At 42.5% G+C, this 12,773-nt stretch carries 13 protein-coding genes; 5 read left to right on the top strand and 8 right to left on the bottom strand.

Going from position 1 to position 12,773, the window contains the following annotated elements; genetic code table 11:
• Positions 1-407: 407 nt before the first annotated feature.
• Entirely contained in the window at positions 408-1,010 is a 603-nt protein-coding gene (locus tag V7K76_RS29965; protein WP_334778229.1) for a thioredoxin family protein, read from the top strand.
• Between the two features lie 108 nt (positions 1,011-1,118).
• Here the strand turns inward: V7K76_RS29965 and V7K76_RS29960 are convergent, their stop codons facing one another.
• From V7K76_RS29960 to V7K76_RS29940, 5 genes are all read right to left on the bottom strand, one after another.
• On the bottom strand, positions 1,119-2,309 hold the full coding sequence (locus V7K76_RS29960; RefSeq protein ID WP_334778228.1) for a sensor domain-containing diguanylate cyclase: 1,191 nt from the start codon (positions 2,307-2,309) through the stop codon (positions 1,119-1,121).
• 437 nt (positions 2,310-2,746) lie between these two features.
• Positions 2,747-2,875 (bottom strand): hypothetical protein, encoded by a 129-nt coding sequence (locus tag V7K76_RS29955; RefSeq protein ID WP_334778227.1) that lies wholly within the window; start codon positions 2,873-2,875, stop codon positions 2,747-2,749.
• Positions 2,876-2,996: 121 nt separating this feature from the next.
• Complete coding sequence (locus tag V7K76_RS29950; RefSeq protein ID WP_334778226.1) at positions 2,997-4,466, bottom strand: HlyD family secretion protein; 1,470 nt, start codon at positions 4,464-4,466, stop codon at positions 2,997-2,999.
• Between the two features lie 160 nt (positions 4,467-4,626).
• Positions 4,627-5,094 (bottom strand): MarR family winged helix-turn-helix transcriptional regulator, encoded by a 468-nt coding sequence (locus V7K76_RS29945; protein ID WP_334778225.1) that lies wholly within the window; start codon positions 5,092-5,094, stop codon positions 4,627-4,629.
• 75 nt (positions 5,095-5,169) lie between these two features.
• The gene (locus tag V7K76_RS29940; RefSeq protein WP_334778224.1) at positions 5,170-6,828 is read right to left on the bottom strand and encodes an ArnT family glycosyltransferase; all 1,659 of its coding nucleotides are present in this window, start codon (positions 6,826-6,828) and stop codon (positions 5,170-5,172) included.
• A 301-nt stretch (positions 6,829-7,129) separates the two neighbouring features.
• Between V7K76_RS29940 and V7K76_RS29935 the strand changes: the two genes are divergently transcribed.
• Together V7K76_RS29935 and V7K76_RS29930 are read left to right on the top strand one after the other, a co-directional pair.
• On the top strand, positions 7,130-7,774 hold the full coding sequence (locus tag V7K76_RS29935) for a class I SAM-dependent methyltransferase (protein WP_334778223.1): 645 nt from the start codon (positions 7,130-7,132) through the stop codon (positions 7,772-7,774).
• Positions 7,775-7,902: 128 nt separating this feature from the next.
• Positions 7,903-8,358 carry an EVE domain-containing protein gene (locus V7K76_RS29930; protein WP_335030342.1) on the top strand — a complete coding sequence of 152 codons (456 nt, stop codon included), beginning with the start codon at positions 7,903-7,905 and terminating at the stop codon, positions 8,356-8,358.
• A gap of 270 nt (positions 8,359-8,628) precedes the next feature.
• On the opposite strand, the gene V7K76_RS29925 is transcribed toward V7K76_RS29930, so the two are convergent.
• Entirely contained in the window at positions 8,629-9,075 is a 447-nt protein-coding gene (locus V7K76_RS29925) for a hypothetical protein (RefSeq protein WP_334778221.1), read from the bottom strand.
• A gap of 119 nt (positions 9,076-9,194) precedes the next feature.
• Here V7K76_RS29925 and V7K76_RS29920 point away from each other — a divergent pair, with 119 nt between their 5' ends.
• Both V7K76_RS29920 and V7K76_RS29915 read left to right on the top strand, forming a co-directional pair.
• Entirely contained in the window at positions 9,195-11,045 is a 1,851-nt protein-coding gene (locus V7K76_RS29920) for a S8 family peptidase (RefSeq protein WP_334778220.1), read from the top strand.
• A gap of 124 nt (positions 11,046-11,169) precedes the next feature.
• Complete coding sequence (locus V7K76_RS29915; protein WP_334778219.1) at positions 11,170-11,403, top strand: hypothetical protein; 234 nt, start codon at positions 11,170-11,172, stop codon at positions 11,401-11,403.
• Here V7K76_RS29915 and V7K76_RS29910 read toward each other — a convergent pair.
• Together V7K76_RS29910 and V7K76_RS29905 are read right to left on the bottom strand one after the other, a co-directional pair.
• A complete protein-coding gene (locus V7K76_RS29910) occupies positions 11,390-11,716 on the bottom strand; it encodes a thioredoxin family protein (RefSeq protein WP_334778218.1) in 327 nt (108 codons plus the stop codon). The two genes, V7K76_RS29915 and V7K76_RS29910, sit on opposite strands and share 14 nt — an antisense overlap.
• Before the next feature lie 350 nt (positions 11,717-12,066).
• Positions 12,067-12,696 carry a hypothetical protein gene (locus tag V7K76_RS29905; protein ID WP_334778217.1) on the bottom strand — a complete coding sequence of 210 codons (630 nt, stop codon included), beginning with the start codon at positions 12,694-12,696 and terminating at the stop codon, positions 12,067-12,069.
• Positions 12,697-12,773: the final 77 nt, after the last annotated feature.

Below are 12,773 nucleotides of genomic sequence, written 5' to 3'. Positions count from 1 at the left end.
GGATAACACACTGAGTAGCCGTGTGCGGTGAAAATCGCAAGCACGGTTCCGAATGGGAGGGGTGATGCAGTAATGCACACCTCGACCCTACCAGATGTCTAGGGAATTTATCCATCAATTATTTGCCTCGTTCCCAGTCTCCGACTGGGAATGCTCGTCGTTGAGGCTGCCGCCTCAAGACTCGCGGCAGAGCCGCTTTTAAGTTGCATTTCCAGCCTCCGACTGGAAACGAGGTTTTAAAGGAGTTTCAGCTTAAGTTGACACCAATGCTCCCTATCTCCACCCTACTAAGATTTGTTCGCGTAGCGTCTCGCAGAGAAGGTGGGGACTTTCGCTAAACGTTAAACAGTAGTTGGAGTCAGCTAAACTAAAGAGGAAATTGCCTAATAAGTTTTAATAATGCTGTTATGAGTACTGACTCACCTGTTAATTCTCCCGAAAAACCTGAATCCACGTTCGGGAAGCGTTTGAGAAACTTCTTAATTGTAATGGTAGCGATCGCACTTAGCGTTTCCCTCGTCTTAGGATTGCGAACTGAAACAACCTCGGCTACCCTCGCCAAGTTAAGCGATAACTCCACACCGTTAGAAGTAGCAATCAACAACGGCAAACCATCTCTAGTAGAATTTTATGCTGATTGGTGTACTGTCTGCCAGAAAATGGCACCAGATATCACTCAACTAGAAACAGAGTATGCTGACAAGATGAATTTTGTCATGCTGAATGTGGATAATACCAAGTGGCTACCGGAAATGCTGAGATATCGGGTAGATGGGATTCCCCATTTTGTATTTTTAAGTCAGCAAGGAGAAACCATAGCCCAAGCTATCGGCGATCAACCCCGGACGGTTATGGCTAGCAATTTAGAGGCTTTGGTTACTGGTTCGTCTCTCCCCTATGCTCAAGCTAGTGGGAAAGTTTCTAAATTTTCAGCCCCAGTAGCACCAACGGCTAGTCAAGATGATCCCCGCAGTCATGGCAGCCAGGTGGTAAATGAAAATAATTCTTAAGGAGGCAGGAGGCAGGAGGCTCAGTTGAAATCCCCATAAATAAATTTAGGGGATTTAATGGAATTTCTTGATTTAAAAACTAGTTCTAAGGGACTTCCAAGAAATAAATTATGTAAGAGATTGCCGCTTCAAACGCTTCTGAGCGTACATTAATTTGTCAGACCTGGCAATTACTTCTTCTAGTGACATATCACTTTCTGGTGAGTAACACTCTATCCCCATACTCATCGAAAGTTCATAATTACGGTTTTGCTGTTGATTAAAGTTGGCGATATTTGCTTGCAGATACTCTTGGATGCTATCAGCGTCCTTAAAGTAGCTGGAGATGAAAACAATGAACTCATCACCACCCAAGCGAGCAACAATATCAGAACTGCGAAAACTTTGCTTGAGTAATCGACCCGCATCAATAATCAAGGCATCTCCCATATCGTGACCAAGGGTGTCGTTAACCTGTTTTAGCCCATCTAAATCAATGAAGATCACCCAGCACAATGCTTTCATCCGGTGAGCAATTTTTAACTCTTGTTCAGCCATCACAAAGAAACCACGTCGGTTATGCAGACCGGTTAATTCATCAGTCAGGGACGCTTGTTTGCGGTTGCGAACTTCCTGAATGAGTTCCATCTGAGCGATCGCTTGACGACTTAGGCGGCGCAGTGCATCTAACTGCTGGTAACTTAGATGATGAGGAATGGTATCCAAAACACACAACGTCCCAATGGGAAGACCATCGGGTGTAATTAAAGGGGCACCAGCATAAAAACGAATTTTGGGATTATCTTTGACTAAGGGATTGTTATGAAAGCGATCGTCCTTGATGGCGTTGGGAATCACGAATATATCCTCTGGTTCAAGAATGGCATGGGAGCAAAAAGCCCAATCTCTGGGTGTTTCGCTAGCTTGTAGTCCAACTTTAGATTTAAACCATTGGCGATCGGCATCAACTAAGCTAATTAGAGCAATTGGAGTCTTACAAATGTAGGCAGCAAGAGCAGTTATATCATCAAATGCTTGTTCGGGTAGGGTATCCAGGATATTGTAGTTCGCCAGGGCTTTGAGCCTTTCTGCTTCATTATCAGGTAGAGGAACAGCTTGGGTTTTCACAAATGAGTGTCTGAGCCTTAGGCAGGAAAGTCTAGAAGGCTGGAAATTTTGCAACAACCGCAGTATTAGTCCTCCAGCAGCAAGGCTACGTGACATAAACATCTCTGCAACGAAAATCAACACTCGGTTGAATATACAGAAATATTGTATTACATGATGTTCTTCATGCCTTTGGTTTGCTCTGTTGTTCATGTCACCCTAACCACTGTGCAAATTCCCTGAGTATTTAGATACTTACAAGGTCTTTTGCCCAAAGCCAGGTTGAAAATTATCAATATCAGCAAAAATTTATTAAAACTTATCATACTATCAGAGTTGTTTGTCAAAGATTGATACTTTTGATACTATCATTTTTTCTATACTTACAAAAATTCCGAGGGTCAGTTTCCAACCCTCGGAGCTTAAATTTACCACACTCAGTGCCTCGGCTTTGAGTATACTAAAAACGGTTAGGAATTTTACTTTTTTAAACGCAGAGGTTCGCTGAGGTAAACGCATAAGCCCTTCTCTACGAGACGCTACGCGTAGCTTGCTTCCCCGTAGGGGTACGCCTTCCCGCAGGGTAGGTACGCAAAGTTTTTCTTCAAGTTTTCCCTCTGAAATTTATACCATCCCGTAAAGTCCAGATATTAGCCGTTTGCAGTATAAATAGACCACTTACCCCTACGACAGATGCGGTTCAAATACATGAAAATTGCTGTAATGAGCGATCGCGTCTTATCTTTTATCGGACGCGATCGCCTAATTTTGTAGCACACTCTAGCTCATCTCTAGACATCTCCAGAAATTAAATATACGTTACCCAGAAACCTTGTAGAGACGTAGCAGTGCTACGTCAAAACAATTCTTTTTCGGAGATGTCTTCTGTATAATTTGGTATTACTTGACTTCTACAGCAACTTCCGCAGACATCCCCGGAGTAATCCGCGATTCATACCCTTGAATACTCTTTTGGTCGAAAACTACTTTGACTGGGATGCGTTGGACAACTTTGGTAAAGTTACCTGTAGCATTATCTGGTGGTAATAAGGCAAACTGAGCGCCGGAAGCTGGCGAAATACTGTCAACACGACCAATAAAGGTGTGATGAGGGAAACTATCGAGCTTAATTTCTACTGCCTCTCCTGGGCGCATCTTTTCTAATTGAGTTTCTTTGAAGTTCGCAACTACCCAATAGTTGTTATCCACGATCGCCATTAATGGTGTTCCTGCTGCAACTCGGTTACCAACTTCCACGTTTTTCCTACCGATGCGTCCGGCGCTGGGCGCGGTAACATTGGCATAAGATAGTTGCAACTGTGCATCTTTGAGCGATGCTTCTGATTGCGCGATCGCCGCTTTTGCCGCTTCGTATTGACTACGTTTAACTGTTGTATCTTGTCCGCCTGCGGTAGCTTGTTGCAATCCTCCCTTGGATGCTGCCAATTTAGCTTGGGCGTTAGTAACATTCTCTTGCGCCTGTGCTAATTGAGACTGGGCTTTAGCAACACCAACTTTCGCGGAGGCTAATTTAGCTTGGGCTTGTTCTACTCCCTGAATTGCGGCGTTTTTTTGTGCCGTCGCTACATCATAAGCGGCCTTGGCTGTATCCAATTGCTGACGAGCGATCGCACCTGTTTTATACAACTCGTTGTAACGATTGTAATCTGTTTTAGTTTTTTCCAAATTGGCATTAGTTTGCGCTACCTGCGCTTGGGCGGCGGGAATCCCCGCTTGGGCGAGTCTGACTTCAGCTTGTGCTGCTGGTATCCCCGCTTGGGCTTCTTGTACTGCTGCTTGGGCTGTAGAAATTGCTGCTACTGCACCACTGACATCCCCTTGCGCTTGAGTTGTCTTACCAGTGGTGGTTTGTGAAGTTAAAGCAATATTTGCTTGAGCCGCTTGTGCCTGACCACGAGCATTTTCTAAGGCGGCTTGTGCTTGTTGTACCTGACTTTGATAGTCCCGTGGATCTAACTTCACTAACAATTGTCCTGGTTGCACCAGTTGGTTATCATTCACTAGCACCTGACTTACAGTTCCGGGAATGCGGGTACTAATTTGATGAATGTTTCCCGCAACGGTGGCGTTATCTGTTTCCTGGTGGGTGGAGGCATATTGCCAGTAGTGAAAACCAAAAGCACCTGCGGCGATCGCACCCACGCCTAATCCTGCCAAAATTAAACCACTCGGTCTTTTGCGCTTCGGTGGAACTTCTTTTTCGATCTCAGGAGTTACAACAACAGGTGCTTCTGCTGTTGCAGATGTCTCTGCTGTAACAGTTTCTAAAGTCTCTGAATCAGGAATCACTTCTTTTTCTAAAATTGGTGTTTTGTGTCCGTTGCGTCCGTTCAAAGTATTAGTACCCATGATTCTTAACTCCCTTGCTCCTTCGATAATTTGATTGATAATCGTTTATTTAGAATGCGTAATATTTCCTGAAAAATTTTTATTTCCTTAGTATGCGTAATATTATCTCAAAAGAAATGTTTACACTGCCTCCCCCAGTCGGGTGATTGTGGGATCATCTTTAGGAAAGGTTAGCGATCGCCCGATTCAACATTTGGGAAAACAGTTCTCGATCGGCAAAAGAAATACCTTCCATCGCTTCATCACGCACAGCTGCGGCGACTGGCGGTAATACAGCTTCTAGTTCCTTACCTGCATCCGTGAGCCAAATTCGCCAGATGCGGCGATCGTGGGTGTCGCGTTCTCGACGCACCAAACCGCGTTCTTCCATCCGATCTAGTACGCCTGTTAAAGTGCCTCCCACTTGTTTGAGTTTATCCCCAATACTAGAAGTAGGTAAACCATCTTCTTGCCAAAGACAGCACAACACCAGCCAGTGAAATGGCGTCAATCCAAAGGGTTCTAACCTCTCAGTAAACTTGCGACTGAGCAGTTGTGAGACTAATTTGATTCTATAGCCCAAGTTGTATGGTGCGAGATTATGCTGCCACGACTCTAAAGTTGGGGAGTGATTAGATGTAGAAACCATTTAGTAAAATAGTTAGTGTACGTACTATTATAACTAAATTTAGTCTTTTTTCGCAACATATGCATTGCATCTATCTTAGGAAAGAAATTGAATTAACTGATACTCTTTAACTGTACTGATAATACGATGAAGCCGAGACAATTTAGGGGACTGGTCAGTATATATCCAAGCATAGCTCAAAGCTGGTATTTGGGAAATAGAGGCTACATGTTTGGCAGGAATAGGAAGATAGAACTCAAACAGTACTTGGGTTTTCTGGTCTATTTGCACATAGTAGGTAGGATGAGATTGGAGAATAGAGGCGATCGCACTTTCTTGTAAAAAAGTTTTCAAAACAGGGTTATAGTCACTTAACATCCCAATGCTACCCATCGTCGCCAAAGCCAACCAAGAGGGAATTAACCATCCTGCAATCCAATAACGTGCGGTGAGAAACTTTTTACCAAAGTGGTAACGACTAATCCAGACTACAGGTAAAATTAACCAACCCAAGCCCATAGCCAAGCCAATAGCTGCATACTTGTGGATATCAGAACTACCCCAAGTTAGAATAATAGTACTTGCTATTACAAGTAAAACACCGAATCCACCAAAGCCATAGCTGAGATTTCGAGGAAGATTATTCTTTGCAAAAAAGTTTAATATCTTATTTTTACTTTTTTGAAGAGGAAATTGTGAGTAAATCCCTGTCTGGTAAATATTGCCTAACCAACTTAAACCCACAGAAGCAAACAAAGCTACAAAGGGATAAAGACAAAGACCATAATGAGGGTAACGAGTCTTAAAAAGACTAAGTTCTACAAATAGGGTAAGGGGAAAGCCAACTAATATTAACTGGTAACGATTAATCGGACGATGGAGAGTCAAAAACAAACCTAAAATTCCAAAAAAAGCCCAGGGAAATGCTTTTAAAAGAATATTCCATACATAAAACAGTAGCCCGTGATTATAAGAGTCATCAGAACCTAACTGCACAACAAACTTGAGTAACTCCTCAAAACTATTATTGCCGTAGTGAAGCCAGCTTAACCACAGCCAAACAAAGGTAGGGATTAAACCTACTAAAAAGCCTAGATATAAAATTGGGTTAGCAAGATGACGATGACGGTGATGTTCCCAAATTAAATAAGGCAATAAAGCTATAATTGGTAAAAAAATCATAAAGCTTCTGACTAAGAAGCCTAAACCTAAACTCAAGCCAGCGATAAAACTCCAAAAATAGCGATATTTGGGGTATACTTCCGTTTTTACTAAAGAATAAATAGCTAGAAGTACCAAGAAAATCATTGGTACATCAGGTGTGCTTAAACGGCAGTATTGTAGCCAGAGAAATTCCACACTTAAAATTGCAGCAGCTAGCCAAGCTATTTTTTTGCATAGCATAATTCTGCCAATTTCATACACCAGCCATAAGCTAAAAATGCCAGCGATCATACTAGGAATACGCGCACTAGTATCACTCATCCCAAACAGCTTGTAGAAACTGGCAATTAACCAATAAGGGCCAGGGGTTTTATGATGTGCATTTTCCCAAGGAGTCATCCAATTACCAGAATCAAACATCAGACGGGCACGCGATGCGTAAAGTGCTTCATCATGTGCCATCAGACTATTGTTACCAGAAGTAAATAATAATAAGGGCAGTATCCAAGTGAACAAACTCAAATAGGGTAATAATCCCACTAGGCGGATTTGTCGCCAAAGATACTGCAAGAAGTGTAGTTTATAGAACATTGAATTGATAAAATTGAATGCTGCTATTTAGACTGGTTTATCGTCAAATCAAGGGTTTAAGACCCCAACATTTATATGTAGTATCAGTCTCAGTAGGAGTTGAAATCCCCGAAGTTGCCACAACGTGGGGAACCCGCGCAAGGCACTTCTCTTCGTCTGAAATGTCTTTAATTTTGAATTTTGAATTTTGAATTTTGAATTCTTAAGTGTCCTGCTGTTATTAAAATATCTTACATAGTGATTTTTGAAAAATACCTGAGATTGCCGTAATTTTCCGAAAAGTTCTCCAAAACAGAGATTTATGCAGTTAAGACCGAATCAACGCCTGAAATTAGACGATACAGATGATAAGCTATTCTATGCCTATCCCCGCTTCGTCACCCATGTCGATGAAGGATTTATTCAACAGCTAACGGATTTATATCGCGATCGCCTGAAACCCAACACCCGCATTTTTGATATGATGAGCAGCTGGGTATCTCATCTGCCAGAAGAGATGCCGTTTTCTCATGTAGAGGGACATGGACTCAACGCCGAGGAACTGGCACGTAATCCCCGTTTAAACCATTACTTCGTGCAAAATCTTAACGACAATCCCCAGCTACCATTACCAGATGAAGATTTTGATGCTGTTCTCAACTGCGTATCTGTGCAGTATGTCCAATATCCAGAAGCCGTATTTTCCGAAATTTACCGCATCTTGAAACCCGGTGGTGTCGCAATTATCAGCTTTTCTAACCGGATGTTTTTTGAAAAGGCGATTCAAGCTTGGCGGGAGGCTTCAGAAGCAGTTCGAGTGGAATTAGTCAAAGAGTACTTCGCCTCAATCCCCGGATTTACAACAGCAGAAGTAATAGCTCATAAGTCAACATTACCAAATTTATTACAGTGGTTGGGTGCAGCTGGAGGAGATCCGTTTTATGCCGTCATAGCTTACCGCATTTAAAAGGGCAAACCCACAGACGTAGGTTTATTTTCCTTAGTCAGCTGAGGCGGACGAGAGTTTGTATAGCGGTTATTTCTACTCACCCTGACTCTTGAAATACTTTTGTAATGTATCCATAAATTGTGTAGATGAATTATTGGCTAATGAAATCAGAACCAGAAGTCTATAGCATTGCTGACCTTCAACAACAAAGTGAGACTATCTGGGACGGTATTCGTAATTATCAAGCCCGCAACTTTTTGCGCCAAATGGATGAAGGAGACTTAGCTTTTTTCTATCATTCCAATACTAATTTTCCCGGTATTGCAGGGTTAATGCGTGTAGTGAAAAAAGATATTGTTGATCCGACTCAGTTTGAGCCAAAAAGTAAATACTACGACCCGAAGTCAAGTCCCGAATCCCCTCGCTGGCAAACAGTTGTAGTAGAATTCGTTGAAACTTTTTCTAACCCCATCTTGCTATCAACACTCAAAGAGAAGTTTACCGCCGAAGAGCTAATGGTGGTGAGACAAGGAAATCGGTTATCGGTGATGCCCGTCCCTGAGGCAGTAGCTTTGAAGATTCTGGCGATGAAAATCTCCTAAGCTAAAAAACTAACTTGCATAATCGAATTAAATAATTCGTAATTCGTAATTCGTAATTCGTAATTAAGTTTTGTGACGGGGATTTAGACCCCGACCCAAAACTTGCCGGTTATTGAACCGGGGGACTTAAACCCACGGAGTTTGTTAAACATAACTCTTGTGGGCTGGGCAATATGAGCGCCCAGCTTATGCAATTTAAATATGGAACAGCTTAGTACTACAAAGCGGAATTAAAAATTAAAAATTAAAAATGAATACAGCGTAAGTATTTTATTCATTTGGAAACTGCTGTATTTCCGATCGCAATTCTTGTAATACCCCCTGCAAAAACTTACCCCATTCCGCCGCCAAAGGGATTTCTGTAAACGGAACCCGCACTGAGTTAGTAGATTCGGGAAATAGAAATTCTAATTCTATAGAACGACCTTTCTCAGGTGGATTATTTACATCTACTGATTTGTCATCTACTAAAACTTGGATTTGTTTGATATCAAGCAAAGAGAATGTTTCTAATTTAATCGGTCCTTGAGGCGTGGGTTTTCCCCAAGTTATATTGTTGCCTTTTTGACCTAATACAGCATAAATATCATACTTAGCCCGTTCAAATTGCTCTGCCCAGACGCGATAAGCTTCGACCTTTTGATACTCCTTCGAGCCTTGCCAAGCTAACCAGAAAAACATTACTAACAGGGGCAACCACAAAAGACCACGTTCCATCGTTAAAAAAATCCTGAGTCATGAATGAGACTTGTAACTAAAAGTGCGAAATCTACCAACAAGTGATGCAGATAAGTTATGGTAGTGAACAAACTGGCAAAAAGCGGTGATGAGTTAATATGAGAAAACTTATATTATTGTGCTTGTTTGTCATTGGGCTGGGAGCTGCCATATTTGGTTTCCTGAATTTCCAGGGATTGGCAGCCAGAGGAGAGTTTGAGACGATTTTGCTTGATTTTCGGGAAGATATTCCATCACTTGTGGTGGAACAGGATCTACAAGCGATCGCCAAACAATACAACGTTACACCCCAATTAGACAACAAGTTTTCCAAAAAAGATAATGTGTATATTATCAAGGGCGATCGCCAACGGCTGCAAGAACTGAAAAAATCTCAGTTTGCCCAAGCGACAGAATTCATTGAACCAAACTATATCTACAGCAGCATTCCCCAACCAGGTAAAACCGCTTGGCTAGGTGAATTTTTGAATCCCCAAGAAGATGAAGAAGCAAATCCTTCATTAACTGGCCCCAATGACCAATATTACAGCAAGCAGTGGAACTTGCACAAAATCGGTATTGAAGGCGCATGGAGTCAAACTAAAGGCAGTGGCATCACAGTCGCAGTTATTGACACCGGAATTACCAAGGTTCGAGACTTATATGAGACAAAATTCGTCAAGGGCTACGATTTTGTAAACGACCGAGAAGAAGCCACTGACGATAACGGCCACGGTACTCATGTTGCCGGAACTATTGCCCAAGCCACAAATAACAAATATGGTGTCGCAGGAATTGCCTACGAAGCTAGTTTGATGCCCCTGAAGGTACTCAGTTCTTATGGCGGTGGTACTGTTGCCGATATTGCCGAAGCGATTAAATTTGCTGCTGATAAAGGCGCAGATGTGATTAATATGAGCTTAGGCGGTGGCGGTGAAAGCCAGTTGATGAAACAAGCGATCGAGTACGCCCATAGAAAAGGTGTAGTTATCATCGCCGCAGCCGGAAATGAAAACACCAATGGAGCAAGCTATCCAGCCCGCTATCCCTACGTTATCGGCGTTTCGGCAATTGGCCCAGATGGCGAAAGAGCGCCCTATTCTAACTTTGGTGCTGGGGTAGATATCTCTGCTCCCGGTGGTAGTGAAGCTGGTAAAATTCTCCAAGAAACTATCGATGAAAAGGGCGAAGGCGTATTTCTGGGCTTCCAGGGTACAAGCATGGCTTCTCCCCACGTTGCCGGTGTTGCAGCATTAATCAAAGCTGCTGGCATCAAAGAACCAGATGAAGTCTTAAAAGTCCTCAAGCAGTCAGCACGAGTCATTCAGGATGATGGTTTGAACTATTATGGCGCTGGACAACTCAATGCAGAAGCAGCAGTCAAACTAGCCTTTAGCGGACAAATCAGTTTTCCAGATTTCTTCCGATGGTTAAGGGATAGCGGCTATCTTAACCCCGGCTTTTGGATTGATGGTGGTGCGATCGCGCTCTTACCCAAGATTTTAATGGTAGTTGGTTCCTATCTGCTAGCTTGGTTTTTACGGGTTTACTTCCCCTTCGCTTGGAGTTGGTCTTTATCCAGTGGACTAATTGCTGGTAGTTCTGGGTTATTCTTCCTCAAGGGAATCTATATTTTTGATCTTCCCCAATGGCCTTTCCGGGTTTTGGGCAGTTCAATTCCCGAACTAGGCAATACCCTCCAGGGAACTGATGCGTTGAATCCCCTATTTGCCAGCGTACTAATTCCCATTGTGTTAATGGCATTGCTGCTGGGACATCCTAGTTGGAAATGGTTTGCCATTGGTTCAACTTTAGGTGTCGCAGCCTGCTTGACAGTAAGTGCATTTTTAGATCCAGCTGTTTGGGGTTTAGGAAGTGGTAACATAGCACGCCTCTTCCTCATCGCCAACGCCCTAATCTGTTATGGACTTGCTCGTTTAGCATTAAAAAACGAAGAAAAAATTGCATAGAAGGTGACTGGGAACTAGGTATTTGGGACTGGGGGATTGGGAAAATTCTTCTCCAGTCCCCAGTCCCCAGTCCCCAGTCCCCAGTCCCCAGTCCCCAATACCCAACTCAGCACTCAGCACTCTTATGAGCATCACACTTACAGGTACAATCGAACGCCGTGATATTGGTACAGGCGCATGGGCGTTAGTCACAGAAGAGGGTGTTACTTACGAAATCCTCAGAGGGGCTGACAAAGACTTACTCAAAGCCGGACAAAAAGCAAAAGTTAAAGGACAGGTACGCGAAGATATCATGACTATTGCCATGATTGGCCCCGTTCTAGAGGTCAAATCTTTTGAGATAACTAGTTCTGATTAGCTGTTGTGGAATTCAGAACCTCTTGCAGACGGCTTCTAAACTCCCCCTTGGGATGACCTCCTTTTACCTCACCCACAATCTGAAATTCCCCTTCTGGAGAATTGCAGAGGATGTAAGTAGGCCATCCCATTTCTGATTTATCGGGATACTGAGTTAATAAAATCTTGCGATACTTGCGATAAGCAGTCGTATCTTGCATCTTGACATCGATAAACTCTAAACCCAGTTCTTCAGCCACCTTTTTGTCATAAAAAGACATTTTGTGGCAGATGCCGCACTCTTCTGAAGAGAACTTAATTACAGCTAAACTCATGGGTTGGCTACTCTTTGATTTTAGGCAAAGTTTTTTAGCATAATGCTATGAGATATTACCATACAGTTGGTCATTAGTGTCAACTTCAGCCTGAAACCCTAATTCAATATTTTTCCTCCTTCTCTGCTTCTAGTGGCATGGCAAGTAAAATAGTGCATTAGACGTAGGTTAGGTGGAGCGGAGCGCAACCCAATAGATATCAGGATGTTGGGTTACGCAAAGCCCATAGGTGTCAACTTAACGTGAAAGCAAGTCTAGTAGTCTGTCCCATTAATTTTGAGGGTTAAGAGAACGAACCGCAAAGGACGCAAAGAGCGCAAAGGAAGAAAAGTTAAGAATGAGTTCACCCATTATAGCTGTATTTCTAGATCGTTAAAAACAATTGTCGCTAGATTATCTAAACCAATGTCTATCGACGCATTCAGACTCTTGTTTAAGCTACAGAAGAAGTCTGACAACTCGGTAATTTCATAGACTACTTCGATCATAAAACATCCCGTTTTTGGGACAATTCGTACTTCGCATAAGTCCTCAAAATTGAGTCCAGGTTTGACTGGAATTTTGATTGGCGACATCGAAGGAACCACCGAACCCTTGCCAAATGCTCTTTTACCAATTGCTTGATTGTTGAACTTAACTAGGTTTTTGTCGTCAATATAATTGGGTGGTTTGGGAAAACCAGTAAACTTACTTGAATCAATTTTATAGGCTGATAATGATTTGTAGTAAACAATCCAGGCATCTGCATTCTGTTTCAAAACGAGTTGCGCTACTTTCGCAGGTAAGGCTTTGTAGTTCTCATTTTGTTTAAATAAAGTGTCTAAACTGGCTTGTGAATGCGATCCCCAACCGTAGAAAAATCCCTGACGTTGGGTGAATTGAGCAGTGTTGTAAAGCTGTCGGGAAACAGTGGTAATGTTAGTGCAGTAATCAAACCATTCATGTCCTTCTTTGATTACGTTCTTTTCAACTTCACGCATGGTGATCAATTATTATATGAGATTATTGTACCATTGAATAAGCGCACGAAAGACTACGCCTGACTAGGTTAGACTAT

The organism is Nostoc sp., from assembly GCF_036917975.1.
Taxonomy (GTDB): domain Bacteria; phylum Cyanobacteriota; class Cyanobacteriia; order Cyanobacteriales; family Nostocaceae; genus Nostoc.
The sequence above is the reverse complement of the archived record's forward strand: the minus strand, read 5'-3'. Positions and strand labels throughout refer to the sequence as shown.